General features: G+C 69.1%; 28 protein-coding genes. 10 read left to right on the top strand and 18 right to left on the bottom strand.

Features of this window, described 5'->3' with window-relative positions:
* The 15 genes from ACRDPN_RS10935 to ACRDPN_RS10865 all read right to left on the bottom strand — a co-directional run.
* Window positions 1-301: MaoC family dehydratase (locus ACRDPN_RS10935; protein ID WP_431447541.1), on the bottom strand; the 301-nt coding region annotated here is incomplete at its 3' end.
* Between the two features lie 10 nt (window positions 302-311).
* Entirely contained in the window at window positions 312-1,607 is a 1,296-nt protein-coding gene (locus ACRDPN_RS10930; protein ID WP_431447539.1) for a thymidine phosphorylase, read from the bottom strand.
* Window positions 1,604-2,779 carry a cytochrome P450 gene (locus ACRDPN_RS10925; RefSeq protein WP_431447537.1) on the bottom strand — a complete coding sequence of 392 codons (1,176 nt, stop codon included), beginning with the start codon at window positions 2,777-2,779 and terminating at the stop codon, window positions 1,604-1,606. The genes ACRDPN_RS10930 and ACRDPN_RS10925 overlap by 4 nt, the downstream gene beginning before the upstream one ends.
* Window positions 2,776-3,192: a cytidine deaminase gene (locus ACRDPN_RS10920; protein WP_431447535.1), complete on the bottom strand. Its 417-nt coding sequence runs from the start codon at window positions 3,190-3,192 to the stop codon at window positions 2,776-2,778. Before ACRDPN_RS10920 ends, ACRDPN_RS10925 begins: the two co-directional genes overlap by 4 nt.
* Window positions 3,189-4,418 carry an ABC transporter permease gene (locus tag ACRDPN_RS10915; protein WP_431447533.1) on the bottom strand — a complete coding sequence of 410 codons (1,230 nt, stop codon included), beginning with the start codon at window positions 4,416-4,418 and terminating at the stop codon, window positions 3,189-3,191. Before ACRDPN_RS10915 ends, ACRDPN_RS10920 begins: the two co-directional genes overlap by 4 nt.
* A complete protein-coding gene (locus ACRDPN_RS10910; protein ID WP_431447531.1) occupies window positions 4,415-5,494 on the bottom strand; it encodes an ABC transporter permease in 1,080 nt (359 codons plus the stop codon). The genes ACRDPN_RS10915 and ACRDPN_RS10910 overlap by 4 nt, the downstream gene beginning before the upstream one ends.
* The gene (locus tag ACRDPN_RS10905; RefSeq protein ID WP_431447529.1) at window positions 5,491-7,002 is read right to left on the bottom strand and encodes an ABC transporter ATP-binding protein; all 1,512 of its coding nucleotides are present in this window, start codon (window positions 7,000-7,002) and stop codon (window positions 5,491-5,493) included. Before ACRDPN_RS10905 ends, ACRDPN_RS10910 begins: the two co-directional genes overlap by 4 nt.
* 73 nt (window positions 7,003-7,075) lie before the next feature.
* Window positions 7,076-8,149: a BMP family lipoprotein gene (locus ACRDPN_RS10900; protein WP_431447527.1), complete on the bottom strand. Its 1,074-nt coding sequence runs from the start codon at window positions 8,147-8,149 to the stop codon at window positions 7,076-7,078.
* Between the two features lie 107 nt (window positions 8,150-8,256).
* Window positions 8,257-9,420, bottom strand: coding sequence for an amidohydrolase (locus ACRDPN_RS10895; protein ID WP_431447525.1), 1,164 nt, complete (start codon window positions 9,418-9,420; stop codon window positions 8,257-8,259).
* 17 nt (window positions 9,421-9,437) lie between these two features.
* The gene (locus ACRDPN_RS10890) at window positions 9,438-9,833 is read right to left on the bottom strand and encodes an SRPBCC family protein (protein ID WP_431447543.1); all 396 of its coding nucleotides are present in this window, start codon (window positions 9,831-9,833) and stop codon (window positions 9,438-9,440) included.
* Complete coding sequence (locus ACRDPN_RS10885; RefSeq protein ID WP_431447523.1) at window positions 9,745-11,127, bottom strand: MFS transporter; 1,383 nt, start codon at window positions 11,125-11,127, stop codon at window positions 9,745-9,747. The genes ACRDPN_RS10890 and ACRDPN_RS10885 overlap by 89 nt, the downstream gene beginning before the upstream one ends.
* Window positions 11,128-11,134: 7 nt before the next feature.
* Complete coding sequence (locus tag ACRDPN_RS10880) at window positions 11,135-11,551, bottom strand: MarR family winged helix-turn-helix transcriptional regulator (protein ID WP_431447521.1); 417 nt, start codon at window positions 11,549-11,551, stop codon at window positions 11,135-11,137.
* Between the two features lie 62 nt (window positions 11,552-11,613).
* Window positions 11,614-12,372 carry a succinate dehydrogenase/fumarate reductase iron-sulfur subunit gene (locus ACRDPN_RS10875; protein ID WP_431447519.1) on the bottom strand — a complete coding sequence of 253 codons (759 nt, stop codon included), beginning with the start codon at window positions 12,370-12,372 and terminating at the stop codon, window positions 11,614-11,616.
* Window positions 12,372-14,264, bottom strand: a complete 1,893-nt coding sequence (locus tag ACRDPN_RS10870; RefSeq protein WP_431447517.1) for a fumarate reductase/succinate dehydrogenase flavoprotein subunit — start codon at window positions 14,262-14,264, stop codon at window positions 12,372-12,374. Before ACRDPN_RS10870 ends, ACRDPN_RS10875 begins: the two co-directional genes overlap by 1 nt.
* A gap of 13 nt (window positions 14,265-14,277) precedes the next feature.
* Window positions 14,278-15,078 (bottom strand): hypothetical protein, encoded by an 801-nt coding sequence (locus ACRDPN_RS10865; protein ID WP_431447515.1) that lies wholly within the window; start codon window positions 15,076-15,078, stop codon window positions 14,278-14,280.
* A gap of 113 nt (window positions 15,079-15,191) precedes the next feature.
* On the opposite strand from ACRDPN_RS10865, the gene ACRDPN_RS10860 reads away from it, so the two are divergent.
* Window positions 15,192-16,160, top strand: coding sequence for a LysR substrate-binding domain-containing protein (locus ACRDPN_RS10860; RefSeq protein ID WP_431447513.1), 969 nt, complete (start codon window positions 15,192-15,194; stop codon window positions 16,158-16,160).
* Here the strand turns inward: ACRDPN_RS10860 and ACRDPN_RS10855 are convergent.
* Both ACRDPN_RS10855 and trpS read right to left on the bottom strand, forming a co-directional pair.
* Entirely contained in the window at window positions 16,084-16,602 is a 519-nt protein-coding gene (locus tag ACRDPN_RS10855) for a 2'-5' RNA ligase family protein (RefSeq protein WP_431447511.1), read from the bottom strand. The two genes, ACRDPN_RS10860 and ACRDPN_RS10855, sit on opposite strands and share 77 nt — an antisense overlap.
* Window positions 16,599-17,630 (bottom strand): tryptophan--tRNA ligase, encoded by a 1,032-nt coding sequence (gene trpS / locus ACRDPN_RS10850; protein ID WP_431447509.1) that lies wholly within the window; start codon window positions 17,628-17,630, stop codon window positions 16,599-16,601. Before trpS ends, ACRDPN_RS10855 begins: the two co-directional genes overlap by 4 nt.
* A 41-nt stretch (window positions 17,631-17,671) precedes the next feature.
* Here trpS and ACRDPN_RS10845 point away from each other — a divergent pair, with 41 nt between their 5' ends.
* Genes ACRDPN_RS10845 through ACRDPN_RS10835 form a run of 3 tightly spaced genes read left to right on the top strand, consistent with a single transcriptional unit; the run spans window position 17,672 to window position 20,372 of the window.
* Window positions 17,672-18,433 carry a hypothetical protein gene (locus ACRDPN_RS10845; RefSeq protein ID WP_431447507.1) on the top strand — a complete coding sequence of 254 codons (762 nt, stop codon included), beginning with the start codon at window positions 17,672-17,674 and terminating at the stop codon, window positions 18,431-18,433.
* Window positions 18,430-19,269, top strand: a complete 840-nt coding sequence (locus tag ACRDPN_RS10840) for a prephenate dehydratase (protein WP_431447505.1) — start codon at window positions 18,430-18,432, stop codon at window positions 19,267-19,269. Before ACRDPN_RS10845 ends, ACRDPN_RS10840 begins: the two co-directional genes overlap by 4 nt.
* Before the next feature lie 8 nt (window positions 19,270-19,277).
* Complete coding sequence (locus ACRDPN_RS10835; RefSeq protein WP_431447503.1) at window positions 19,278-20,372, top strand: GNAT family N-acetyltransferase; 1,095 nt, start codon at window positions 19,278-19,280, stop codon at window positions 20,370-20,372.
* A 10-nt stretch (window positions 20,373-20,382) separates the two neighbouring features.
* Here the strand turns inward: ACRDPN_RS10835 and ACRDPN_RS10830 are convergent, their stop codons facing one another.
* The gene (locus ACRDPN_RS10830; protein ID WP_431447501.1) at window positions 20,383-21,675 is read right to left on the bottom strand and encodes a DUF222 domain-containing protein; all 1,293 of its coding nucleotides are present in this window, start codon (window positions 21,673-21,675) and stop codon (window positions 20,383-20,385) included.
* A 168-nt stretch (window positions 21,676-21,843) separates the two neighbouring features.
* On the opposite strand from ACRDPN_RS10830, the gene ACRDPN_RS10825 reads away from it, so the two are divergent.
* The 6 genes from ACRDPN_RS10825 to ACRDPN_RS10800 all read left to right on the top strand — a co-directional run.
* Window positions 21,844-23,229 (top strand): flavin monoamine oxidase family protein, encoded by a 1,386-nt coding sequence (locus ACRDPN_RS10825; protein WP_431447500.1) that lies wholly within the window; start codon window positions 21,844-21,846, stop codon window positions 23,227-23,229.
* A 5-nt stretch (window positions 23,230-23,234) separates the two neighbouring features.
* On the top strand, window positions 23,235-23,627 hold the full coding sequence (locus tag ACRDPN_RS10820) for a hypothetical protein (protein WP_431447498.1): 393 nt from the start codon (window positions 23,235-23,237) through the stop codon (window positions 23,625-23,627).
* 8 nt (window positions 23,628-23,635) lie between these two features.
* Window positions 23,636-24,280: a nitrile hydratase subunit beta gene (nthB, locus tag ACRDPN_RS10815; RefSeq protein ID WP_431447496.1), complete on the top strand. Its 645-nt coding sequence runs from the start codon at window positions 23,636-23,638 to the stop codon at window positions 24,278-24,280.
* Complete coding sequence (gene nthA, locus ACRDPN_RS10810; RefSeq protein WP_431447494.1) at window positions 24,277-24,861, top strand: nitrile hydratase subunit alpha; 585 nt, start codon at window positions 24,277-24,279, stop codon at window positions 24,859-24,861. Before nthB ends, nthA begins: the two co-directional genes overlap by 4 nt.
* The gene (locus tag ACRDPN_RS10805; RefSeq protein WP_431447492.1) at window positions 24,858-25,109 is read left to right on the top strand and encodes a hypothetical protein; all 252 of its coding nucleotides are present in this window, start codon (window positions 24,858-24,860) and stop codon (window positions 25,107-25,109) included. Before nthA ends, ACRDPN_RS10805 begins: the two co-directional genes overlap by 4 nt.
* On the top strand, window positions 25,106-26,521 hold a 1,416-nt coding region (locus ACRDPN_RS10800; protein ID WP_431447490.1), incomplete at its 3' end, for a fused MFS/spermidine synthase. The genes ACRDPN_RS10805 and ACRDPN_RS10800, both read left to right, overlap by 4 nt.

Raw genomic sequence — 26,521 nt, 5'->3', positions numbered from 1 at the left:
CGACCGGGGCGACGAAGCGCACCTTGTTGAGCCCGTAGTTGACACGCGCGACGTCGCCGGCGAACGCGTAGACCTGGGCGCTGAGGAACGGGAGCATCGACAGCGTCAGGTAGCCGTGCGCGATGGTCGCGCCGAACGGACCGTTGGCCGCACGCTCGGGGTCGACGTGGATCCACTGCCGGTCGCCGGTGGCGTCGGCGAATGTGTCGATGCGCTCCTGGGTGACCTGCACCCACTCGCTGACACCCAGTTCCTTGCCCGAGGCCGCGGCGATCTCTTTTCGGTTGTTCAGCACACGCATGTAACCCAACCTAGCCAATCCGGTCCAGCACGATGCTGGCCGATCCGTCCGGGACCGATCCGGGCTCGGCGTCGATGTCATACGCTCCGTCGAGCGCCGCCAGCGCGCGTTCGAACCGCTCGGGCTCGTCGGTGTGCAGCGTCATCAGGGCAGCACCATCGGACACCGTGTCGCCGGGCTTGGCGTTCAGCACGACGCCGGCACCCGCCTGAACCTGCTCGCCCGGGCGCGAGCGTCCAGCCCCCAGCCGCCAGGCGGCAACGCCGACGCCGAGCGCGTCGAGACGGGTCAGCGTGCCGCCCGTCGGGGCGATGACGACGTGCGACTCCTTGGCCTGCGGGAGGGCGGCATCGGGGTCGCCGCCCTGGGCCGCGATCATCCGGCGCCAGACGTCCATGGCCCGGCCGTCGGCCAATGCCTCGGCAGGGTCGATGTCCGGCTTGCCGGCCGCGGCCAGCATCTCTCTGGCCAGCGCAAGGGTGAGCTCGACGACGTCGGCCGGCCCTCCCCCGGCGAGCACCTCGACGGACTCCGCGACCTCGACGGCGTTGCCGGCCGTGAGTCCGAGCGGCGTCGACATGTCGGTGAGCAGCGCGACGGTGGTGACTCCCGCATCAGTCCCGAGCGCCACCATCGTCTCGGCCAGCTCCCGAGCGTCGGCCTCGGATTTCATGAACGCCCCGGACCCGACTTTCGCGTCGAGCACGAGCGCACCCGTGCCCTCGGCGATCTTCTTGCTCATGATCGAGCTGGCGATCAGCGGGATGGCCTCGACGGTGCCGGTGACGTCGCGCAGCGCGTAGAGCTTCTTGTCGGCCGGGGCCAGGCCGCTGCCGGCGGCGCAGATGACCGCGCCGACGTCGTCGAGCTGGGCCATCATCGCCTCGTTCGAGAGCGACGCGTTCCAGCCGGGGATCGACTCGAGCTTGTCGAGCGTGCCGCCAGTGTGGCCGAGCCCGCGTCCGGAGAGCTGCGGCACCGCCACCCCGCACGCCGCGACGAGCGGCGCGAGCGGCAGTGTGATCTTGTCGCCGACCCCGCCCGTGGAGTGCTTGTCGGCCGTCGGCCGCGACAGCCCGGAGAAGTCCATCCGCTCGCCGCTGGCGATCATGGCGTCCGTCCAGCGCGCGATCTCGTCGCGGTCCATGCCGTTGAGCAGGATCGCCATGGCCAGCGCCGACATCTGCTCGGGCGCCACGACGTCGCGCGTGTACGCATCGACGACCCAGTCGATCTGCTCGTCGCTCAGCCGCTTGCGGTCGCGCTTGGTGGCGATGACGTCGGGCGCGTCGAACGGTTCGGTCATGGCTTCTCCAGGTGGACGTCGAGGCGGTCGAGACCGCGCAGCACCCAGGTCGGGCGGCGTGGCGCGGGTGCGGCGAGCTCCAGGGCGGGCCAGCGCTCGAGCAGCCGGCGGAACGTGATCTCGAGCTCGAGCCGGGCCAGCGGCGCGCCGAGGCAGAAGTGAAGCCCCATGCCGAAGCCGACGTGCGGATTCGGGTCGCGCCCGACGTCGAGCGTTGCGGCATCGGCGAACACGAGCTCGTCGCGGTTCGCCGACCCCATCAGGCAGGCGACCTTCTGACCGCGTCGGACGGTGACGCCGGCAACCTCGATGTCGGCCGTGGCGGTGCGCTCGAACAGCTGCAGCGGGGCGTCGTAGCGGAGCAGCTCCTCGAGCGCGGTCGCCATCGGCACCGCACCGGCGGTGACGCGGGCGAGCTGCTCGGGGTGCGTGAGCAGCGCGTGGGCGCCGTTGCCGAAGACGTTCACCGACGCCTCGTGGCCGGCGTTCAGCAGCAGCACGACCGAGGCGACCAGCTCGTCGTCGCTCAGTCGGGCCGAGCCGTCGCGTTCGGCGATCAGGTCGCTGATGAGGTCCTCGCCCGGCTGGGCACGACGATCCACGACCACGCCGCGGACGTAGTCGGCGAACGCCATGGCAGCGGAAACAGCCTCGTCGCGAACGGTCTGGTCGACGTCGTGCTCGTACATGTGCACGATCGCCTGCGACCACGCCCGCAGCTGCACATGGTCGGCGCGCGGCACACCCAGCAGGTCGGCGATGACGAACACCGGCAGCGGTTCGGCGTACTCGCCGAGGACGTCGACCGTGCCGTCGAGCCGGTCGAGCATCTGCTCGACGAGCGACTCGATGCGGGGGCGCAGGCGCTCCACGTGCCCGCGCCCGAACGCACCGGCGACAAGCCTGCGCAACCGCGTGTGCTCGGGTTGCTCATTTTCCATCATCTGGTGCTTGTGGAGGGCGTTGAAGGGGGCCATCTCGTCGGCGGGTTCCCAGTCGGTCCAGATGCGGCCGAACGCGCGGTCGCGGAGCACGCGGCTGACGGCGTCGTGGGTGGTGGCGAGCCAGCGGTCGCTCGCCTCGTGCCACACCAGCGGTCCGGCCTTGCGGAGCTCGGCGAGAGCCGGGTAGGGGTCGGAGACGAACTCGGGGTGCCGGAGGTCGACCGTCACGACGGAGGTGCCAGGTCCTCTGCGGAGAAGGCGTCCGGGAGCACCTCGGCCATCGTCTTGACCCCGGACGGCGTGGCCAGCTGCATCTCGGCACCGCCGTTCTCCCACAACAGCTGGCGACAGCGTCCGCACGGCATCAGCGTGTCTCCGTCGCGGTTGACGCAGATCATCGCCACCAGCTTCCCGCCGCCGGTGCCGTGCAGGGCCGAGACGAGGCCGCACTCGGCGCACAGCCCGAGTCCGTAGGAGGCGTTCTCGACGTTGCAGCCCAGCACCACGCGGCCGTCGTCGACCAGACCGGCCGCCCCCACCGGGAAGTCGGAGTACGGCGCGTAGGCGCGATCGAGCATCTGCGTCGCGTACCGGGTGAGCGACTCCCAGTCGACGGACCTCTCCGAGGATGCGTCGCTCATCCGACCTGCCCTCGTCGGTACTGCTGCCCGTCCGCAGCCGGCATGCGAAGCCGCTGGGCCCCGAGGGCGAGCACGAGCAGGGTCGTGACGTACGGCGTCATGGACGTGAAGTCGCGTGGCACCGTGTCGGTGCTGACGTACCAGACCAGGAGCAGCACACCGGCCACGCCCATGCCGGCGCCGGCCCGCCAGGAGCCGTTCACGGCACGCCACGCGGCGAACGCCAGCAGCCCGATGGCGAGCAGGAGGAGCAGCGCGTGCACGTCGTCGGCGTCGCGGAGCCGCAGTGAGTCGGTGTAGCCGAAGGTGAGCGCGCCGACGAGCAAGCCGCCCGGACGCCAGTTGCCGAAGATCATGGCCGCCAGGCCGATGAACCCGCGACCGCCGGTCTGCCCGGTGTTGAACCCGCTGGACGCGACCAGGGCGAGGTAGCCGCCGCCGATGCCGGCGAGACCTCCGGAGATGATGACCGCGATGTACTTGTACAGATAGACGTTGACGCCGAGGGTCTCGGCCGCCTGCGGGTTCTCGCCGCATGACCGGAGCCGGAGCCCGAAGGACGTCCGCCACAGCACGTAGGCAGACACCGCGACAAGGGCGAACGCGACGATGCTGAGCGTCGACAGACCCGTGGTGAGCGCGCCGACGAACGCCGCGACGTCGGAGATGAAGAACCAGCCCTGGCCGGCGAGGTCGAGCGCCGCATCGGAGACACCGGGAACGGTGATCTTGGCCGGTGAGTCGAGACCGACGAGTTGACGGGGGCCGCCGCCCTCCAGGTCGGGGAAGATCGCCTCGGCAAGGAACGTCGCGGCACCAGCGCCGATGAGGTTGACCGCCACGCCCGACACGATGTGGTCGACCCCGAACGTCACCGTGGCCACTGCGTGCAGGAGGCCACCGATGACGCCGAACAGCGCGGCGCCGAACACGCCCACCCACGGGCCGCCCTGGTAGCAGAAGTACGCAGCACCCCAGGTACCGAGGATCATCTGCCCTTCGAGGCCGATGTTGACCACACCGGAGCGCTCGGCCCATAGACCGCCGAGCGCGGCCATCAGGATCGGGCAGGTCGCGATGATCGCGGCACGGATGGTCCCCGCCGAGGAGATGTCATCGGTGCCCGAGACGATGCGCACGAGCGACACCAACGCAATGCCGGCGAGCACGATGAGGAACCAGTGCTGGGTCGCCGTGCGGGCAACGGTCTGGACGCGGGTGCTCATGCGGTGGCTCCTGCCGGTGCAAGCTCACGGGCGACCGCCCGCTGCTCGAGCCTCGCGCGCCAGCCCCTGACCACCTCGTACGCCACCACGACGGCCAGCACGGCGACGCCCTGGGTGATCTGCACGATGCTCGGCGAGATGTCGGTGCTGAACGTCAGCGTGTTCGACTGCGCCGTCAAGAAGGCGAACAGGACCGCACCGAAGAGCATGCCGAGCGGCTGGTTGCGGCCGAGCAGCGCCACCCCGATGCCGGTGAACCCGAGCCCGACCTGGAACGACGTGCCGTACGACCCTGCGCCTCCGAACAGCGCCGGCATCCAGATGAGCCCGGCGACGGCACCGGAGAGCAGCATGGCGACGACGATCATGCGCTTTGGGTCGATGCCGCTGGCCAGGGCCGCCGTCTGCGACTGTCCACTCGCCCGAAGATCGAATCCGAACCGGGTCTTGTTGAGCAGCACCCAGAACCCGATGCCGAGCAGGACGGCGAGGATCACCAGGAACCAGACCTGCCCGTCGCGCGGCTCGTACGGGGTGAAGCCCTCGAGCCGGCTGCTCTCGGGGATCTCCTGCGTGCGCACGGTGTTGCCCTCATGGACGCCATAGCGGTTGAGGAGATACCCCACGAGCGTGATGGCGATGGCATTCAGCATGATCGTCGAGATGACCTCGCTGACGCCGCGCGTCGTCTTGAGGATGCCGGCGATCCCCGCCCATGCGGCGCCGACGACGATCGCGACCAGCAGAGCGACGACCACGTTGAGGAATCCCCCGAGGTAGGCCGCACCCGCGAACGACGCCCCCGCGAATGACGCGATCGTGTACTGACCCTCGACGCCGATGTTGAAGAGCCCCATGCGGAACGCGATGGCGCCGGACACCGCCGCGATGTAGATCATCGCCGTCTGGTTGACGATGTTGACGCGGATGCGCGGCAGCGGATTGCTGAACATCGCCGACCAGAAGTCGCCGGGCGAGCTGCCGGACGCGGCGATGACGACGGTGGTGGCGAGGACGGCGACCACGACCGCGATGAGCGGCGCGAGCAGAGCCATACCAATGCGCTGAAGACTCACGCTGCCTCCCCACCGGTCATGGCAGTGCCGAGATCCTGAGGAGTGATCTCGGCCGGGTCGAACGTGCCGACCATGCGGCCGCGCAGGATGACCTGGATCGTGTCGGACAGGCCGATCAGCTCGTCGAGGTCGGCGGAGATGAGCAACACGGCCAGGCCGGCCTTGCGGGCCCGCTTGATGTGCTCCCAGATGGCCGCCTGGGCACCGACGTCGACACCGCGGGTCGGGTGCGAGGCGACCAGCAACACCGGGTCGCCACTCATCTCACGGCCCACGATCAGCTTCTGCTGGTTGCCGCCGGACAGCGCCCGCGCCGGGACGTCGATGCCGGGGGTGCGAACGTCGTACTGCTCGACGATCCGCTCGGTGTCCTTGCGGGCTCCGGAGCGGTTGATCCACGGTCCCTTGGCGCTCGGTGCCCGGGTCTGGTGGCCGAGCACCCGGTTCTCCCAGAGCGGAGAGTCGAGCAGAAGGCCGTGCCGCTGACGGTCCTCCGGGATGTAGCCGATGCCGGCCTCACGCAGCTTGCGCGTGTCCCAGCGGGTGACGTCGCGGTCGCCGAGCCGGACCGTGCCCGACGTGGGGATGCGCATGCCCATGATCGTCTCGACGATCTCGGTCTGCCCGTTGCCCTCGACGCCGGCGATGCCGAGCACCTCGCCGCGGCGGATGGACAACGACACATCGGTGAGCAGGTTGCGGCCGAACTCGTCGACGAGGGTGACGCTCTCCAGCTCCAGCTGGACGTCGTCGGTGACGGTGGACTCCCCCGTCTCCGGTGACGGCAGCTCGGCCCCGACCATCATCTCGGCGAGCTGATGCTTGGTGGCCGTGGCGGGGTCGGCGGTGCCGACCGTGGTGCCGCGACGCATGACGGTGATGTCGTCGGCGATGGCCAGCACCTCGTCGAGCTTGTGGCTGATGAACAGCACCGAGTTGCCGGCCTGCTTGAGCTCGCGGAGGTTGTCGAACAGGGCGTCGACCTCCTGCGGCACCAGCACGGCGGTGGGCTCGTCGAGGATGATGATGCGCGCGCCGCGGTAGAGGACCTTGGCGATCTCGAGCCGCTGACGGGCGGCGACACCGAGCTTCTCGACCAGCACGTCCGGCTCCAGCCCGAACCCGAACCGGTCGGAGATGCGGGAGAGCTCGGCCCGTGCCTCGTCGCCGATGCCGTGCAGCTTCTCGGCTCCAAGCACGATGTTCTCGAGCACCGTGAGGTTGTCGGCGAGCATGAAGTGCTGAAAGACCATGCCGACTCCGTGCTCGATGGCGTCGGTCGGTGACTTCATGTCGACCTCAGGGCCACCGATGCGGATGGTGCCCTCGTCGGGACGCTGGACCCCGTACAGGATCTTCATCAGCGTCGACTTGCCGGCGCCGTTCTCACCCACCAAGGCGTGCACGGTGCCCGGTCGGATGGTGACGTCGACGTCGTGGTTCGCCACGACGCCGGGAAACCGCTTGCCGATGCCGACGAGCTCGACGCCCGGTGCCTCAGTCGCCACTGCTGCCCTCCCAGTACAGAAACAGACCTGGGCCGCACGCTACCGCGCTGGCCCAGGCCCGTCTCGTGTCGATCTACGGCTTGGTCGGAACCTTGGTGTCGCCGCTGATGATCTTCTCCTTGAACCCGTCGATGTCACCGGTGAGGTCGTCGATGAACCCACCTGACGTCGAGTAGCCCACGCCATCGGCCTTCAGGTCGTAGACCTGGTAGCTCGTCAGCGGCTCGCCACCGTCGACCGACTGGATGAAGTCGTATGTGGCCGTGTCGACCCGCTTCAGCATGGAGGTGAGGATGTGCGGCTTCTGCTCCTCCGTGGCCGTCTTCCACTGGTCGGAGTCGACACCGATCGCCCACTTGCCGTCGCCCGCGTCGACCGCAGCGTCGAAGACGCCAGATCCCGATCCGCCGGCGGCGTGGTAGACCACGTCGGCGCCCTCGTCGAACTGGCCGGTGGCCGCGGACTTGCCGCCCGCCGGGTCAGCGAAGCCCTTGAGGTTGGACTGCTCGATGTAGTTGACGAGCACCTCGACGTCCGGCTTGGCCGCCTTGACGCCGGCCACGTACCCGGCCTCGAACTTCTTGATGAGGTCGTTGTTGACACCGCCGACGAAGCCGACGGTGTCACTCTTGGTCGTCTGGGCGGCAGCGACGCCGACCAGGAAGGAGCCCTGCTCCTCGGCGAACCCGAGGTAGGCGACGTTCTCGTTGGCCTCCTCGTCGGGGTCGAAGCCGTCGACCACCGCGAAGTTCACGTCCGGGTAGTCGGGGGCGACCTTGTTGATGGACTCGCTGTAGGCGAAGCCGACGCCGATCACGGCCGTGGCGCCGCCGTCGGCCATCTGGCGCAGGCGGTCCTCGCGTGCGGACTCGGCCTCACCATCGACGGCCTCACCCTCGACACAGGTGGCGCTGAACTCGCCGACGGCCTTCTCGAGGCCCGCGTAGGCAGAGTCGTTGAACGACTGGTCGCCTTGTCCGCCGACGTCGTAGGCGAGTCCGATCTTCGGCCCGTCGCCCTTGGCCGACTTGCACAGATCATTGCTGGCATCGTTCGCGCCACCGCCGTCCTGCGTATCACTCCCGCAGCCCGTGAGGGCGAGTGCGGCAACGACGGCGACGGCGGAAAGCTGGGTCAGTCGACGCAAGATTCCTCCTCGATAAGGAGCCGGGATTCCGGCACGTTCGCACCCTAATGGGCAGCGGGCGCAGGCGGCAGGCCTCGGGACAGAATGGATGCGGTCGACACCGATTCTTAACCGATGGCGGCGTGGGCCAGCACGGATGCGGCGACGGCGATGGCCCGCTCGTCGATGCGGAGGTTGCCCTGGTGGAGGTCGTAGGTCGCACCGTCGGGCGTGCGGGTGCCGAGGCGACCCATCGCGCCCGGTACCGACTCGACGTACCAGGCGAAGTCCTCGCCGCCGAGACTCTGCGTGGTGGTCGCGACCCCGCCGGGACCGACCGCGTCGCCGACCGCCCGACGCATTCGCTCGGTGGCGTCGAAGTCGTTGACCACCGGAGGCACGCCCCGGATGTAGGTGACGCCGGCGCTCACACCGAACGGCTCGAGGATGTCGGCGATGAGCCCGCGCACGAGATGCTCCGCGGAGTGCCAGGCCGAGGCGTCGAGCATGCGCAACGTGCCGCTGAGCTCGCCCTGGGCCGGGATGACGTTGGCCGCATTGCCCGCGCGGACGTGCCCCCACACCATGCTGGCGCCGGCCCGTGGGTCGAAGCGCCGTGACAGCACGGCCGGCAGCTGGGTGACGAGGCTGGCCATCGCGTACGTGAGGTCCTCGGTCAGGTGCGGACGCGACGTGTGGCCACCGCGGCCGGCCAGGGTGACGTGGATGCGGTCGGAAGCCCCCGTGATCGGACCCTCGCGCAGACCCACGTGACCCACGTCGAGCGTGGGGTCGCAGTGCAGCGCGAAGATGCGCGAGACGCCCTTGAGGGCTCCGCCGGCGAGCAGCTTGAGCGCACCGCCGGGCATGACCTCCTCCGCGGGCTGGAAGATCAGCCGCACCCGCACCGGAAGGGGCTCCACCTCGTGCAGCTTGGCGAGCGCCACGGCCGCGCCGACCAGCCCGGCCGCATGGACGTCGTGACCGCAGGCATGTGCCACCCCGGGAACGGTCGAGCGCCACGGGTCGGACGTCGTGTCCTGCACCGGGAGCCCGTCGAGATCAGCCCGAAGGGCGATGATCGGGCCCTCCTGCGGCCCGATCTCGGCGATCAGACCGGAGCCGTCGAGCCGCTCGTATCCGATGCCGTTCTTGTCCATCCACGACGCGACGACGTCGGTGGTGCGTTCCTCGTGCCACGACAGCTCCGGATACGCATGCAGATCGCGGCGCAGCTCGATGAGGTCCGGGGTGATGACCTCGATCGCGCGGCTGATCTGCTCGTGGGGCATCCACCCACGATATCGCGTCAGCGGACGTCGAGAGTTCGCTTGATCTGCTCGACGGTCTCGTCGGCGAGCTTCTCCAGCTTGCGCCGAATCATCAGCGGGACCAGGACGTTGACCGGGAACGGGAAGTCGAACTCGGCCCGATAGTTGATCTGGGTGCGGTCGCCGTCGCGGGTGAACGACATCCGGTCGGTGGCCGTGGTGCGGCCGTTGCGGCCGCGGCAGACGAACGACGTCGGACGGTCGAAGCCGATGGTCTCGTACTCGAGATCGACCTCGCGCTTCATGAAACGGGACTTGTTGCGGTACGTGGTGCCGAGCCCGCCATCACCGGACTGGCGTCGCGTCTCGATCGTGCCCGGATCCCACTGCCCGGTGTTCTCGAAGTCGCTGAGGAAGTCGAAGACGTCCTCCACTGTCCGGTCGACCACGAAGGTCCGCTCGACGTGCATGTTCCCAGCGTAGGTCCAGGGCCGCCCGACGCCAGGTGACGTCCTGCCGGTCCGAATGGCGCAGGTACCACGTGGTGACGGCCAGGATGCCCAGTCCGCCAAGCATGCCGGTGGAGACCAAGGCGGTGCGCGGGCCGAGCGTCTCGGCGACCCACCCGATGCCCGGCGCGAAGAACGGCACGCTACCGATGAAGACCATCACGTACAGCGCCGCCACCCGTCCGCGCATGACCGGTGCGGACGTCATCTGGATCATCGCGTTGGCGGTCGTCGCCATCGTGAGCACGCTCATGCCCACGAGCGGCAGCACGGCCATGTAGGTGTAATACGTCGGCATCAGGCCGGAGGCGATCTGGACGACCGAGAAGGCGAGTCCGGACAGGACGATGAAGCGCAGCCGAGGCCTGGCCCGTCGGGCGGCCAGCAGCGACCCGGCGAGCGATCCGACGGCCAGGGCCGAGCCCAGGACGCCGAACTCGCTGGCGCCCTTGCCGAACTCGTCGGTGGCCATCAGCGCGCTGGTGATCTGGAAGTTCATGCCGAACCCGCCGAGGAAGAACACGCACCACATCACGAGGACGAGGTCGGGACGGGACCGGACGTACCGGACCCCCTCACGGATGGCTCCGCGACCGGCGGCGATGACCGGCGTGGGCGTCAGCCGGTCCTGGTCGAGCATGGACAGCGCCAGGAAGGCGGCGCCATAGCTCGCCGCGTTCACGAGAATCACCCAGCCGGTGCCGACCACACCACCGCCTAGGGCCGCGATGAGGAGTCCGGCGGCGGCCGGGCCGATGAGTCTGCCGGCGTTGAAGGACGCCGAGTTGAGCGCGACCGCGTTGCCGAGCTCGTCGCGGCCGACCATCTCGGGGACGAACGACTGGCGGGACGGGGCCTCGAGCGCGCGCCCGATCCCGAAGACGAAGGCGAGGACGAACACCTGCCAGGTGGCGACGACCCCGGTGACTGCGAGCACGCCGAGCACGGCGGCAGGCACGGCCATCATGACCTGCATGACGCGCAGCACGGTGCGCTTGGCAAACCGGTCCGCGAGCACGCCACCGAGCGGCGACAGCAGGAGTGTCGGCAGCAGCTGGAGCGCGACGGTGACACCGAGCGCGGACCCGCTGCCGGTGAGGACGAGCACCAGCCACGCCTGGGCGGTGAGGGCCATCCAGGTGCCGACGTTGGAGATCAGCGAGCCGATCGCGTAGACGCGGTAGTTGCGAATGCTCAGGGAACGGAACGTGGGACTCATGCAGTGCTCATTCGGGGGCTTGAGCCAGCTTCTCGAGAAGGTCGGACGCCCTGCGGAGGGTGACGCGCTCGTCGACGGTGAGCTTGGCGAGTCGGGCGTCGAGCCAGGCGTTGCGTCGGTTGCGCTCCTCGACCAGCATCTTCTCGCCCTTGTCGGACAGGCGGACCAGCACTTGACGACGGTCATCGGGATGCGGCTCACGCACGACGTACCCGTCGTCGACGAGGCAGTTGATGGTACGGGTGACCGACGGCGGTCGGACGCCCTCGCGGGCGGCGATCGCGCTGGGAGTCGACGGACCCATCACCATCACGGTGCCGAGTACCGAAAGCTGCGTGGGCGTCAGCTCGGTGAGGCGCTCCTGCCGGAGCCGGCGGGTGAGGTGAATGACCGACCGAGCGAGTCGCTGGGAGTCAGAAGGCATATCCTTAGCATAGGTCATTACCCATGCTAATCAAAATGCTCCCGGGTCGTTGCGGGTCGGGATCAGCGCTTCTTTCGGCGACGGATGAACATCGGGTCGAACTTGAGGTCCACGACACGCTCCTTGAGCGGGATGAGCGCGTTGTCGGTGATCTTGATGTTCTCGGGGCAGACCTCGGTACAGCACTTGGTGATGTTGCAGTAGCCGAGCCCGTGCTCGTCCTGCGCCGACGCCTTGCGGTCGAGGCCCTCCTCGGCCTCGGCTGCGTCGAGCGGGTGCATGTCGAGCTCGGCGATGCGCATGAGGTAGCGCGGTCCGGAGAACGCCGCCTTGTTCTCCTCATGGTCGCGCACGACGTGGCAGGTGTTCTGGCACAGGAAGCACTCGATGCACTTGCGGAACTCCTGCGAGCGTTCGACGTCGACCTGCTGCATGCGGTACTCGCCGGGCTCGAGGTCGGAGGGCGGCACGAACGCGCGCACCTCACGCGCCTTCTCGTAGTTGAACGAGACATCACAGACGAGGTCGCGGATGACCGGGAACGTGCGCATCGGCGTGATCGTGACGGTGGTCTCGGGCGGCAGCGTCGACATGCGTGCCATGCAGAGCAGGCGCGGGCGGCCGTTGATCTCGGCGCTGCACGACCCACACTTGCCGGCCTTGCAGTTCCAGCGCACAGCCAGGTCGGGTGCCTCGGTAGCCTGCAGTCGGTGGACGACGTCGAGCACGACCTCGCCCTCGTTGACCTCGACCTCGTAGTCGACGAAGTCGCCGCCCTCGTCGGTGCCGCGCCAGACGCGGAAGTTCTGCTGGTAGGCCATCAGTCCGTCCCTCCGGGGAGTTCTGAGTCGGTGTAGTAGTTCTTCAGCTCGTCGGTCTGGAACAGCTCCATCAGGTCCGAGCGCATCGGGATCTGCTCCTGCCGGTTGATCTCGACCGAGCCATCGGGCGCTTCGGTGCAGACCAGCAAGACGTGGCGCCACTCGGCGTCCATCGCCGGATGATCCTCGCGGGTGTGGCCGCCGCGACTCTCGGTCCGCGTGATCGCCGCCTTGGCGACGCACTCGCTGACGAGCAGCATGTTGCGCATGTCGAGCGCGAGGTGCCAGCCCGGATTGAACTGGCGGTGACCCTCGACCACCATGCTCTTCGCGCGCTCCTTCAGCTCGGCGAGCTTGTCGAGCGCTTCCTGGATCTCGCTCTCCTGGCGGATGATGCCCACCAGCTCGTTCATCGTCGCCTGGAGCTGCTGGTGCAGGGTGTACGGGTTCTCAGCGCCCTCCTGCGAGCCGTCACCGAACGGCGCCACCGAGCGCTCCTGGGCGTCCTTGACGTCGACGTCATTGAGCGCCGGACGCGACGACAGCCCGTCGACGTAGTCGCAGGCGCCGGCACCGGCACGCCGGCCGAAGACGAGCAGGTCGGACAGCGAGTTGCCGCCGAGGCGGTTGGACCCGTGCATGCCGCCGGAGCACTCTCCGGCCGCGAAGAGGCCCGGAACGGACGCAGCGCCGGTGTCCGGCTCGACCTCGATGCCACCCATCACGTAGTGGCAGGTCGGGCCGACCTCCATCGCCTCCCTGGTGATGTCGACGTCGGCCAGCTCCTTGAACTGGTGGTGCATCGACGGGAGCCGCTTGATGATCGTCTCGGCCGGCATCCGGGTGGAGACGTCGAGGAACACGCCGCCGTGCGGTGAGCCGCGGCCCGCCTTGACCTCGGTGTTGATGGCGCGGGCGACCTCGTCGCGGGGCAGCAGCTCGGGTGGACGCCGGTTGTTGTCGGCGTCCGTGTACCAGCGGTCGGCCTCTTCCTCGGAGGTCGCGTACTGCGCCTTGAAGACGTCCGGGATGTAGTCGAACATGAAGCGCTTGCCCTCGGTGTTGCGCAGCACGCCGCCGTCGCCGCGGACCGACTCGGTGACGAGGATGCCCTTGACCGAGGGCGGCCAGACCATGCCGGTGGGGTGGAACTGCAGGAACTCCATGTTGATGAGCTTGGCGCCGGCCCGCAGGGCGAGGGCGTGGCCGTCGCCGGTGTACTCCCACGAGTTGCTCGTGACCTTGTACGACTTGCCGACGCCGCCGGTGGCCATCACGATCGCGGGAGCCTCGAACAGCAGGTGCCGACCGGACTCGCGCCAGTACGCGAGCGCGCCGGCCATCTGGTTGCCGTCCTTGATGAGGTCGGTGACAGTGCACTCGGCGTAGACCTTGAGCATCGCGTCGTAGTCGCCGTGCTCGGCGAAGTCCTCCTGCTGAAGCGAGACGATCTTCTGCTGCAGGGTGCGGATGAGCTCGAGACCAGTGCGGTCGCCGACGTGCGCGAGGCGCGGGTAGGTGTGGCCGCCGAAGTTGCGTTGGCTGATCTTGCCCTCCGGCGTGCGGTCGAAGAGCGCGCCGTACGTCTCGAGCTCCCAGACGCGGTCTGGCGCCTCCTGGGCGTGGAGCTCGGCCATCCGCCAGTTGTTGAGGAACTTGCCGCCACGCATGGTGTCGCGGAAGTGCACCATCCAGTTGTCGTTCGGGTTCGCGTTGCCCATCGCCGCCGCGCAACCGCCCTCGGCCATGACGGTGTGGGCCTTGCCGAACAGCGACTTGGAGATGATCGCGGTGCGCTTGCCCGCCTGCCGCGCCTCGATGGCCGCGCGCAGTCCGGCGCCGCCCGCGCCGATGACGATGACGTCGTAGGAGTGGGTCTCGATCTCGCTCACGAAGTCACTCCTCTCAGTTGATGATTCGGGGGTCGGAGTACCACTCGGCGGCCAGGCCCCAGATGTAGAAGTCGGTGAGCGCCAGCGTCCCGAGGGTGATCCACGCAAGCATCATGTGCCGTCCGTTCAGCACCGTGACCCAGCCCCAGAGCTTGTAACGCAAGGGGTGCTTGGAGAAGTGGTTCAGCTTGCCGCCGATGATGCTTCGACACGAGTGGCACGACGCGGTGTAGGCCCACAGCATCACCACGTTGGTGACCAGGATGACGTTGCCGAGCCCGAGGCCGAACTCACCGTCGGCGGTCCGGAACGCCAGGATCGCGTCGTAGGTGTTGATCAGCGAGATGATGACCGCGGCGTAGAAGAAGTAACGGTGCAGGTTCTGGCCGAGCAGCGGGAAGCGCGTCTCGCCGGAGTACTTCTGGTGCGGCTCCGCGACGGCGCAGGCCGGCGGCGACATCCAGAACGCCCGGTAGTAGGCCTTGCGGTAGTAGTAGCAGGTCAGCCGGAAGAGCAGCAGGAACGGCAGGCTCAGCACCGCGTAGGCCGGTATGAACCAGAAGTCGGGCAGGAAGGTGCCGAAGTGTGCGGCTTCGGGAATGCAGGCGGTGGACGTGCACGGCGAATAGAAAGGAGTCAGGTAGTGGTACTGCTCGACCCAGTAGAAGTCCTTCATCGCAGTGCGCCCCACGGCGTACGCGACCCAGGCCAGGAGCCCGGCGGCCTGGATGGCTGGCGGGAACCACCAGCGGTCGGTGCGGAGGGTGCGGGCGGCGATCGCGGCGCGGCCGGAGCCGGTGGTGGTTGTCGTCATGCCTCGTCGATTCGCTCAGGGGATCTGCCAACGGTCACCGTATTCCTGGTTCCGGTTGGAACGCAAAGTCATAATGAGGTAGCCATTCATAGCCAACGGCTATGGTGATTCCCATGCAGGTCCAGCAGCTCGCCTACTTCGCGGCCGTCGCCCGAACCCGGCACTTCACCCACGCCGCCAGCCTCGTGGGCGTCTCCCAGCCGACGCTCTCCAAGCAGATCCGGGTGCTCGAGAACTCGCTCGGCTCACCACTCTTCGTTCGCAACCGAGGACAGATCGAGCTGACCAGCGCCGGGGAGGCGCTCCTCCCCCACGCCCAACGGATCCTCAGGGACCTCGAGAGCGCGCAACGATCGGTGGACGAGGTGACCGGACTGCGACGCGGTCGCGTCCGGCTCGGCGCCACGCCGACGTTGTGCGACTGGCTGGTGCCCGAGCTGCTCACCCGGTTCCACGAGCTGCATCCGGACATCGAGCTGGAGGTGCAGGAGGCCGGTTCGCGGGTTCTCACCGGTGAGCTCGGCCAGGGCCGGCTCGACCTCGCCCTGCTCATCGTGCCGCTGCGCTCGGACGGTGCTGTCGAGACGGGCGCGATCGAGACGACGTCGCTCCTGCGGGAGCGCCTGGTGCTGGCGAGCCCGGCCAGCGCCGACATGCCTGAGGTGATCGACGTCGCCGGCCTGCGTGACCTGCCGCTTGTCATGTTCCGCGAGGGCTACGACCTCCGTGAGGTGACCCTGGGCGCCTGCCGAGACGCCGGGTTCGAGCCGCATCTCGCCGTCGAGGGCGGCGAGATGAGTGCGGCGCTGCGGTTCGTCGAGGCCGGCCTCGGGCACGCGGTGGTGCCGGAGATGGTCCTGGGAAGTCGCCCGGGGCTGCGCAGCACGCGGCTGGAGAAGCCGTCGTTGCGGCGCGAGATCGCCCTGGCTTTTCGCTCGGACGCACTGCAGCTGGCCGCGCTCGCCTTCCGCGACGAGCTGCTGGCATCGTTCAAGGAGGGGGCGTTCAAGGAGCTAGGGCGAACCAGCGCTGGGGCTCCCAGCCGGCGTGGGGGTCGTGCAGGTAGAGCGCGAACTCGGTGACCCGGAACTCGCACTCGTAGTCGCGCAGCGTCTCGTCGGCATGGTCGAGCGCGGCGTCGTCGAGGTGGTGCGCCACCGTGACGTGAGGGTGGAACGAGAACTCGGCGCGCGGGGCGCCGATGGCTGCGCGCAGCCGCCCGGCCAGGACCTCGGTCGCGACGTAGCCGGCGTTCACGGTGACGAACACGACCGGCGACACCGGGCGGAACGTGCCCGTTCCTCGCAACCGCATCCGGAACGCGGGGATGGATCCGGCCGTCTTGTCGAGAAGAGCGCAGATCTCGTCCAGGTCGACGACGTCGACCTCGTGAGGCGGGAGCAGCGTCACGTGACTCGGCACGGTCTCGGCGAGAGGGTCGCCGAACGTCGCGCGCATCTCGCGCAGAAAGGTTCCGTGGGGTTCGGGCATGGCGATCGCGACCCCCATCGTCAGCCGGCTCACCGGATGGCGCCCGGGACGAATCCAGAACGGTCGTAGACCGTGGCCAGCGTCTGGGCCGCGACCTCTCGCGCCCGGGCGGCGCCGGCGGCGAGGACGCGATCGAGCTCGCCCTTGTCGTCGAGCAGCTCGCGCGTGCGGGTACCGAACGTGTCGACGAAGTCGGCGACGAGCTCTCCGAGCGCCACCTTGAAGTGCCCGTACTGCTGACCCGCGAACTCGGCCTCGATGTCGGCGATGGGCCGGTCGGTGAGCGCGGAGTGGATCAGGAGCAGGTTGGAGATGCCCGGCTTCTCGACCGGGTCGAAGCGGACCTCGCTGCCGGAGTCGGTCACTGCCGACCGGATCTTCTTGGCCGCCTTCTTGGGGTCGTCGGTGAGGTTCACGACCCCGGAGTGCGACACGGCCGATCCGCTCATCTTGGCGCCCGGGTCCTGGAGGTCGTAGATCTTGGCCGTCTCCTTGACGATGTGCGGTTCGGGCACCGTGAACGTCTCGCCGAAGCGGTGGTTGAACCGCTGCGCGAGGTTGCGGGTGAGCTCGACGTGCTGGCGCTGGTCCTCGCCCACCGGGACCTTGTCGGCCTGGTAGATGAGGATGTCGGCCGCCATCAGGATCGGGTAGGTGAACAGCCCGACGCTGGCGGAGTCGGAGCCGCTCTTCGCGCTCTTGTCCTTGAACTGCGTCATGCGGGCGGCCTCGCCGAATCCGGCGATGCCGCCGAGCACCCACGCCAGCTGGGCATGCTCGGGCACGTGGCTCTGCACGAAGAGGGCGCTGCGCTCGGGGTCGACGCCGGACGCGAGAAGCTGGGCCGCGGCGATGTAGGTGCGCTCGCGCAGCTGCGCCGGGTCGTACTCGACGGTGATCGCGTGGAGGTCGGGGATGAAGTAGAACGTCTCGAACTCGTCCTGCAGGGCCACCCATTGCTTGAACGCCCCGAAGTAGTTGCCGAGATGGTACGAGTCGGCCGTCGGCTGCGCCCCCGAGAGCGCGCGCGGACGGTCGGCGGGCTCGGGCATGCTGTGCATTGTGCCAGCAAGTCTGAGGGCGTCTGACCTAGGCTCCTGGGGTGGTCGACGTTCAGAAGTGGCAGGTTCCCGAGGTCGTCCACCTGCTCGGTGAGCAGCTCGATCACTGTGGTGGGCCTTCCCTGTCAGTCGCCACCGGGCGGACGATGACCGTGAAGGCGCGGCCGCGCGACGACGACACCGTCAACGTCTGGGTCGACGGTCAGCGTTCCTCGTTGCCGGCGGCGGTTGCAGAGACACTCGACGACCAAGGGATCACTTCGGGCAGCGTCGACATCGTCATCGAGTCCGAGCCCTCGCCGGCGCTCGACGACGGGCTGGTGCTGATGATCGTCGACACCGGCGTCGCGGCACCTCCCGACCGACGCGACGAGTGCCGTCAGGCCGCCGAGGCACTCGGCCTGGTGCACCTCGCCGACGCCGGTCCCGATGCCGTGCTGAAGCTCGAGGACGAGTCGCTGAAGGCCCGCACCCGGCACGTCATCACCGAGACGGCGCGAGTGCGAGCCGGTGCGCGGGCGATCGAGTCCGGCAACTGGCCCCAGCTGGGCACGATCCTCACGGCGTCACACGTTTCCCTGCGGGAGGACTTCGACGTGAGCGACGCCAAGCTCGACAACGCCAGCGACGCCGCGCTGGAGGCAGGGGCGCTCGGTGCCCGGATGGGACTCCTCCTCGTCCGGCCAGACCGGGTCGCGGCCGTCCGCGAGCTCGTGGAGCGACGATTCGACGCCGCGGGCTGGGGCCAGCCGGTGGTCCGCTCGTTGGGCCCGCCGAAACGGCCTGAGACACTAGGCGAGTGAGACGCATCGCGTACCAGGGTGAGCCTGGTTCCAACTCCCACCTAGTGTGCAAGCAGCACTACCCCGACTGGGAGGCGGTGGCGTGCGCGTCGTTCGAGGACGTCTTCGCGGCGGTCGAGAACGGCGACGCCGACCTGGCGATGATCCCGATCGACAACTCGATCGCCGGCCGCGTCGCCGACATCCACCACTTCCTGCCCACGTCCGGGCTGCACATCATCGCCGAGCACTTCCTGCGCATCCAGTTCACGTTGATGGGTGTGCCAGGGTCGAGCCTGGAGACCATCAAGACCGTGCACAGCCACGTGCACGCTCTCGGCCAATGCCGTCGCGTCATCCGCGAGCACGGGCTGACGCAGGTCATCTCCGGCGACACCGCCGGCGCCGCCCGCGAGATCGCCGATGCGCAGGACGTCAGCCAGGCCGCGATCGCCCCGCCGCTGGCCGCCGAGATCTACGGTCTGCAGATCCTCGCCGACGACGTCGAGGACGAGGACCACAACACCACCCGGTTCGTCGTCCTCTCCCCCGAGCTCATCGAGGCACCCGCCGACAACGGACCGGTCGTCACGAGCTTCATCTTCAACGTGAAGAACCTGCCGGCGTCGCTCTACAAGGCCCTGGGTGGATTCGCGACGAACGGTGTCAACATGACGAAGCTGGAGAGCTACATGGTGGGCGGGGAGTTCACAGCCACGCAGTTCCTGGCCGAGGTCGACGGCCATCCGGACGACCTACCGGTCCGTCGCGCCCTGGACGAGCTGGCGTTCTTCACCACTGAAGTGAAGGTGCTCGGCGTCTACCCCGCCGACCCGTTCCGGGCTGAGAACGCTTGACCGGCGGCTTGCGCTGGCCCTTGTCGGTGCCGGTGTTGTCCGACGGTGTGGTGACGCTCCGCGCCCACGTACCGACCGATGTCGACCTCATGCTCGAGATGTGCCGGGACCCGGAGGCGCTGCGCTGGACCTCGATCCCTCTCGACAGCACTCAGGAGACGGTCGAGGACTATGCATTCACCGTGATTCCGCGGGGCTGGGACGAGGAAAGCCATCGCGGCTGGGCCATCGAGGCGGAGGGCCGGTATGCCGGGAACGTCGACGTTCGCGACACTCCCATCGCCGACATCGGGTTCGTCCTGCATCCTTGGGCGCGCGGTCGCGGCCTGATGGTGCGGGCGGTGCGGCTGGCCACCGATTGGGCGTTGGTCGAGGGAGGCGTCGAGATCGTCCACTGGCGCGCGAACGTCGGCAACGTCGACTCGTTGCGGGTTGCCCACGCTGCGGGATTCTCCCTCCACGGAGTCACACCGGGCATCGTGCAGCAGCGTGACCTGGTGGTGGACGCCTGGGCCGGCTCGCGTCGCTTCGGCGACGCACCGGTGCCGTTGGTGCGCTGGGCCGAGTCGCCGGTGATCGAGACCGAGCGACTTCGCCTACGTCCATTCGTCGAGGCGGACATCCCGCGGGTCGTCGAGACCTGTTCGGACGAGACGACACGGCACTGGCTGAACGGCATGCCGCACCCGTACGTCGAGGCCACCGCCCGCGGCTACTTGAACGACTGCGTCTGGCAGGCGGCGCGGGGCGCCAAGGCCACCTGGGCGGTCGCCGACCGCGACACCGACATGCTGCTCGGCAACGTCGCTGTCATGGACATGCTCGGCTGGTCAGGGTCAGGCGAGGTCGGCTACTGGACCCATCCGGACGCCCGAGGGCGCGGGGTCATGACCGAGGCCGTTCGCGCCGTCGTCGATCACGCCTTCGACCGGTCCGGCCTCAACCTGGCCCGCCTCATGCTCTATGCGGCCGCTGGCAACCCGCCGAGCAACGCCGTGGCCGTCGCCGCCGGGTTCCGGCACTTCGGCACCCAGACCGCGGCCGAGCTGCTCGGCGACGGATCGGTGGACGATCTGAACGGCTACGAGCTGCTGCGTCCGTAGCTCCGCTTCGTCAGGCGGCAAGGGCGAACCTTGCGTGTCTGCGTGGTCGTCGTTTCGGGTCGATGGTGGCGGGTGGGATGAGTTCGGGGATGCCGTCGGCGGCGAAGACGATGTCCCAGCCGCGGTCGTGGACCACGCGGTGGTGGTGTGGGCAGATGAGGACGCCGTCGTCGAGGTCGGTGGTTCCGCCGTCGGCCCAGGTGCGTCTGGCGTGGTGTCCGACGCACCAGTGCGGTGGCCGGTCGCAGCCGGGGAAGATACAACCCTTGTCGCGGTGTTCCTGGGCTCGACGTTGGTGTCGGGTGAACAGTCGTTTGGTTCGGCCGTGGTCGAGTGGGAGGGACTCGCCGCCGAAGACGGCGGGCAGGATCCGCAGCTCGCACGCCATCCGGCGGGCCTGACCGGCGGAGATCTTGGTGCCGGTGGACAGGGTGGCGGTGGCGACCTTGTCGATGAGGACGTCGTGGTCGAGGTTGACGGTCATGATCGCGCCGACGCCGGCGGTGTCGGGCAGCTGGTCGGCGGGGATCTTCTCGATCAGGGTGCAGAATGCCCACCCCATCTTCTGCCCGTACCGCGGCCGCTCGTACAGGACGGCGTCCTCGGGGGTCTCGTTCTTCATGACCTGTGGTGCGCTGATGGCTTCGAGCGCGGTGCGGAGCATGTCGGCCTGCGCCTCGGGGAGCACGAACCCGCCCTTGTGGGTGCCGTCGCGTTGGTCGACCATCCAGAACTCGGTCTTCGCCCACGCCCGTTTCTCGCGGTCCTCGACGATCCGGTTCTCGGTCTCGTCGACGTGCTCGGGGTCGAACACGTCGGTGATCCGGTCCGCGCGGCGGCTGAGGTTCTTCAGGTCCATGCTGGGCGCGTCGCACAGCAGCTGGGTCTCGCATGCCTCCCGCTGGTCGACCGTCACGGTGGACGGCAGGCCGTCGAGGGTCTTGGCGATCAGCTCGGCCTGCGCCAGCGACACCTCACCCTTCGCGAGCGCGCCCTGGGTCTGAGTGGCCTTCGCGATCCGGTCGGCCTGCTTGACCAGTCGGTCACCCGCCCGGCGGTCTCCACCGAACGAGCCGGCCAGCAACGATCCGGTCGAGGTCGCGCCCCGGCGCCGCGCCTCGTCGGATTTCTCCACCGACCGAACGGCGGAAAGCTCGTGCGCCTTGACCCGGGCGGTCGCCCGCATCAGCGACGTCGCCAACGCGGCGCACTCCGGTCCGGCCATGTCGTCGTAGGCGTCGAGGGACATCGAGTCGAGCAGCACGTGCAGATCCACGACCTGCTGCGCCGGCGACTGAGCCATATTTCCCCCGAGACGTGTTCGAACGTTTCCTCGATTCTATCTGTTCGAGGCCGCCAGACACAAGACCCTGGATCACCTTTTTCCCTGTCATTCCAGTCGAAATTAAGGCATTGACCTTCTCAGGCAATTCTCCCAGCCCGCACCGACAGGGCGCGTAGTGTCTGCTTCATGAGGCACGATGCGATCGTCGTCGGAGCCGGGGTCGCCGGCCTGACGGCTGCCGACCGCCTGGTCGCCGCCGGGCGGGACGCGATCGTGCTCGAGGCCAGGGAGCGGGTCGGCGGCCGGACACTGACCGTGGATGTCCCCGGCGTCCCCGGGCTCCGCGTCGATTCCGGCGGCCAATGGGTAGGACCGGGGCAGCACGCCCTGCTCGCCGAGCTGGAGCGGTTCGGCCTGTACATCATCGACCAGGCCGGTGGCGGACAGGACCTCGTCAGCCTGGGTGGCGGGCTCAGCCGCTACACCGGATCAACGCCTCGGCTCGGTCCGATAACCGTGCTCGACGTGGGTCTCTCGCTGCAGCGCTTCGAGAAGCTGGCGACCAGCGTCGACCTCGACCGTCCGTGGGCCACACCGAACGCCGACGTGCTCGACGGCCAGACCTTCGAGACCTGGATCCTGGACGCCTGCCGTACGAAGAAGGGGCGCGAGTTCTTCCGGATCTGCTGCGAGGCAGTGTTCGCGACCGAGGCAACGAACGTGTCCCTCCTCCACGCGTTGTTCTACAGCCATTCCGGCGGCGGACTGGAACACCTGATCAGCACCGAGGGCGGCGCCCAGCACGCCCGCGTCGACGGCGGGATGCAGCAGCTCTCCGAGCACTTGGCGTCCGGCCTGGGCGACCGCGTCCGGCTCGACGAGCCGGTCACCGCCATCGCCGTCGAGGGCACCGGTGTCCGCATCACGACGGAACGCGGCACGCGCGAGGCATCCCGCGTCATCGTTGCCGTTCCGCCCACACTCGCCGGTCGCCTGCACTTCGAGCCGGTCATGCCGGGCACCCGGGATGCACTCACCCAGCGGATGCCGCAGGGCTCGGTCATCAAGTGCCACGCCGTCTACGACCGTCCGTTCTGGCGCGACGCCGGGCTCAGCGGCGAGGCAGTGGGCGACACCGCTCCGGTCAAGGTCGTCTTCGACGGCACGCCACCCGGGGACGGGTCGCCCGGCGTGCTCGTCGCGTTCATCGAGGCCGCCGACGCAATCCGGCTCTCCGCCGTGACGCCGGACGAGCGGCAGGCTGAGGTCCTCGACGTGCTCGCCCACTACTTCGGCGACGACGCGCGTCATCCGGTGGCCTTTGTCGAGCGCGACTGGAGCGCCGAGCGGTGGACCCGCGGCTGCTACGGAGCACACTTGCCGCCCGGCGCATGGACGCAGGTCGGGACTGCCCTGCGCGAACCGGTGGGCCCGATCCACTGGGCCGGCACCGAGACCGCGGAGCGCTGGTGTGGATACATCGACGGCGCGATCACGTCCGGCGAACGCGCCGCCGCCGAGGTGGACGCCGCGCTTCCGCGATCTGCGGCGACGTCCGAGGAACTACGCTGACGCCCATGGACAACGCCGTCAGTGCAGCGATCGGGGCCGTCGCGGGAATCGGGACGGACGTCTTCACGGAAAGGCTGGCACCGAAGCATCGGGCGATGGCGCTCGCTGGCGGGCTGGTCGTCGCAGCGGCGATCTACCCACTCGCACGGAAGGAGCGTCAGCCGAGCGCGCCGCTCGCGCGGGAGATCGTGGGGTTGGTCGCAGCCGGGGCGCTGGCCTCCTTGGCTGCACGTGAGACTCCGACGAATGCCAGGAACGTCGTCGCTGCGGGGTGGGCTGCGCATGCTGTCTTCGACATGGTCCACGACAGTGGCGAGGGGTCGCGGATCCCGAGCTGGTACCCGGCGATGTGCGCAGGCTACGACCTGGCGGTCGCGGGTCGACTGGTCACCGCGTAGGAGGGAAAGTGGACGGCATCCACGACATGGGCGGCATGCACGGCTTCGGCGCGGTGACGGTCGAGGACGACGAGCCGGTCTTCCACGAGCCTTGGGAAGGGCGGACGTTCGGCCTCATGATCGCCACCGGCGCGGCCGGCCTCCGCTCGGGATCGATCCGTCCCGGCATCGAGGCGATGGACCCGGCCACTTACCTCGCCTCGAGCTACTTCGAGCGGTGGGCCCGCTCGGTCGAGTGCGGGCTCATCGACGCCGGCACGCTCACGTCTGCCGAGATCGACGCCCGCGTCGACGCACCTGAGCCGCCCCGAGAGCACCAGGACGACACCGACCCCGAGATCGCGAGCCGGCTCACCGGCGCGCTCGTCAATCGCCCTCGTGGGCCGAGCGGCGAGGACGTGCCCACAAGCTTCGAGGTCGGCGACAGCGTCACCGTCAAGCGGATGGCGCCGACCGGCCATCACCGGTGCCCGCGCTACCTCCGCGGCGTCACCGGAACCGTGACGCGACTGCCTGGCGGGTGGCCGCACGCAAGCTCCGAAGAGCCGCCGGAGGCGACCTACACCGTCCGCTTCGCCATGGCCGACCTATGGGGCGCCGACGCCGAGCCCGGCTGGCTGTACATCGACCTGTGGGACCGGTACCTCGCATGACCGGGCACCACCCACGGACGAAAGGCTCGAGCGAGCAGCGCGTCGAGGCCATCGAGGCGCTGCTCATCGAGCGCGGTCTGATCACCTCCGACGTGGTCGACGCGATCGTCGGGACGTACGAGCACGACGTCGGTCCGATGAACGGGGCCCGTGTCGTGGCCCGCGCCTGGGTCGACCCCGAATACCGCGCGAGGCTGCTCGACGACGGCACCAGCGCGGTCGGCGAGCTCGGGCTCGGCGGCGCCGAGGGCGAGCACTTGGTCGTGCTCGAGAACACCGAGGATGTCCACCACGTCGTCGTCTGCACCCTCTGCTCGTGCTACCCGTGGCCGGTGCTCGGCCTGCCGCCCCAGTGGTACAAGAGCTTCGCCTACCGCTCCCGGATGGTGCGCGAACCTCGGGCGGTGCTCGCCGAGTTCGGCACGACGTTGTCGGACGACGTGGAGGTCCGAGTCTGGGACTCCAGCGCCGAGGTCCGCTACCTGGTCCTGCCGCTCGCTCCCGATGACATGTCTGGCCAAGACGAGGACGAGCTGGCCGGGCTCGTCACCCGGGACCACATGATCGGCGTGGTCCGGTGAGCACGATCGGCCAGCCGCCCGAGGACGTGCCGCGTCGCAACGGCGAGCTCATCTTCGACGCACCGTGGGAGAGCCGGGCCTTCGGCCTCACGGCCGCCTACCTGGAAGCGTCCGGGCAGGACTGGGCGACCTTCCGCACGTATCTCATCGCCGCCATCGCCGACCTCCCCGACACCACGCCCTACTACGGGGCCTGGGTCGTTGCGTTGGACCGGCTGCTCGCGGCCGACGAGCTCACGCGTTCGTGACCGGCGGTGGCCTGACAGCCCGCACCGCGTACGTACTGGTGTTCGCCGCGTCGGCAGCGGTGCTCGTCGTCGAGCTCGTGGCAATGCGCCTTCTGGCCCCGTATCTCGGGCTGACGCTCGAGATGAACACCCTCGTCATCGGCATCGTCCTGGCGGCGATCGCCGTCGGCTCTTGGGTCGGCGGCACCCTGGCCGACCAGGTGGATCCGCGACGGATGCTCGGCCCGCTGCTGCTCGGGTCGGGCCTCGCGATCGCGGCGACGCCGGCATTCATCCGCTGGATCGCGCCGATCAGCGACGGCTCGCTGGTGCTCATCGGCGCGATGGTGGCGCTCTTCGTTCCCGGGGCGCTGCTGTCGGCGGTCTCGCCGACGATCGCCAAGCTGAGGCTCTCCACCATCGACGAGACCGGCACGGTGGTCGGACACCTGTCCGGGGTCGGCACCGCCGGAGCGATCTTCGGAACCGTGCTCACCGGCTTCGTCCTCGTGTCGGTTGTCCGCGTCAGCACCATCCTCGTCGCGCTCGGTGTGCTCCTGGTCTTGGCCTCGGTGCTGATGGAGCTGCGGACGCGAGGCTGGCGGGCCGCCTCGGGCCCGGCCGTCCTCCTCCTCGTGGTGGGGCTCGGCGCAGCGGTCGCCCCGGGCGGCTGCGACGTCGAGACGAGGTACCACTGCGCCTCGGTGCACGCCGATGAAGCGCGCGAGGGCGGACGAGTACTCGTCCTGGACCGGCTGCGGCACTCCTACGTCGACCTCGACGACCCGGGGCACCTGGAGTTCATGTACGTCCGGGCGGTTGTCTCGGTGATCGATGCGACGTTCCCCGCATCATCGCCGCTGCGCGCCTACCACCTCGGCGGTGGGGCGCTCACGGTGCCGAGGTACCTGCAGGCTGTTCGCCCCGGCACGGAGAGCCTGGTCTCCGAGATCGACCCGGGTGTCGTCGAGATCAGTCGTGACGAGCTGGGCCTGACGACGTCGGCCGACGTCAGGGTCCGGGTCGAGGATGGCAGGCTCGGCCTCGAGCGGCTCGCGACGGACAGTCGCGACCTCGTGGTCGGCGACGCGTTCGGTGGGGTCAGCGTGCCGTGGCACCTGACCACATTCGAGGCGATGGCCCAGGTGCGGCGGGTCCTCACCGACGACGGCGTGTACGTCGCGAACCTCATCGACCACGAGCCCTTCGGGTTCGCTCGTGCCGAGGTGGCCACGCTGCAACGGGTGTTCGACCACGTCGCGCTGGCCGCCGAGCCCCAGTCCTTCACCGGAGGCGGCGGCGGCAACCTGGTGGTGGTGGCCTCCGACGCCCCGTTCGACGCCGACGCGTTGCGCACCGAGCTCGCCGGGCGCGGCGTCGCGTGGGAGGTCGCCACCGGCGCGGTCCTCGACCGCTGGCGGGGCGACGTCCGG

Source organism: Aeromicrobium sp. (assembly GCF_050700635.1).
Taxonomy (GTDB): domain Bacteria; phylum Actinomycetota; class Actinomycetes; order Propionibacteriales; family Nocardioidaceae; genus Aeromicrobium.
This window is presented reverse-complemented; position numbering and strand designations above follow the sequence as displayed.

Bases quoted from the DNA above. Each gene is read 5' to 3' on its own strand.
- ACRDPN_RS10930 (WP_431447539.1), bottom strand. From the start codon at position 1,607: ATGACCGAACCGTTCGACGCGCCCGACGTCATCGCCACCAAGCGCGAC.
- ACRDPN_RS10920 (WP_431447535.1), bottom strand. From the start codon at position 3,192: ATGAGCGACGCATCCTCGGAGAGGTCCGTCGACTGGGAGTCGCTCACC.
- ACRDPN_RS10915 (WP_431447533.1), bottom strand. From the start codon at position 4,418: ATGAGCACCCGCGTCCAGACCGTTGCCCGCACGGCGACCCAGCACTGG.
- ACRDPN_RS10895 (WP_431447525.1), bottom strand. From the start codon at position 9,420: ATGCCCCACGAGCAGATCAGCCGCGCGATCGAGGTCATCACCCCGGAC.
- ACRDPN_RS10885 (WP_431447523.1), bottom strand. From the start codon at position 11,127: ATGAGTCCCACGTTCCGTTCCCTGAGCATTCGCAACTACCGCGTCTAC.
- ACRDPN_RS10880 (WP_431447521.1), bottom strand. From the start codon at position 11,551: ATGCCTTCTGACTCCCAGCGACTCGCTCGGTCGGTCATTCACCTCACC.
- ACRDPN_RS10875 (WP_431447519.1), bottom strand. From the start codon at position 12,372: ATGGCCTACCAGCAGAACTTCCGCGTCTGGCGCGGCACCGACGAGGGC.
- ACRDPN_RS10865 (WP_431447515.1), bottom strand. From the start codon at position 15,078: ATGACGACAACCACCACCGGCTCCGGCCGCGCCGCGATCGCCGCCCGC.
- ACRDPN_RS10860 (WP_431447513.1), top strand. From the start codon at position 15,192: ATGCAGGTCCAGCAGCTCGCCTACTTCGCGGCCGTCGCCCGAACCCGG.
- trpS (WP_431447509.1), bottom strand. From the start codon at position 17,630: ATGCACAGCATGCCCGAGCCCGCCGACCGTCCGCGCGCGCTCTCGGGG.
- ACRDPN_RS10830 (WP_431447501.1), bottom strand. From the start codon at position 21,675: ATGGCTCAGTCGCCGGCGCAGCAGGTCGTGGATCTGCACGTGCTGCTC.
- ACRDPN_RS10825 (WP_431447500.1), top strand. From the start codon at position 21,844: ATGAGGCACGATGCGATCGTCGTCGGAGCCGGGGTCGCCGGCCTGACG.
- ACRDPN_RS10820 (WP_431447498.1), top strand. From the start codon at position 23,235: ATGGACAACGCCGTCAGTGCAGCGATCGGGGCCGTCGCGGGAATCGGG.
- nthA (WP_431447494.1), top strand. From the start codon at position 24,277: ATGACCGGGCACCACCCACGGACGAAAGGCTCGAGCGAGCAGCGCGTC.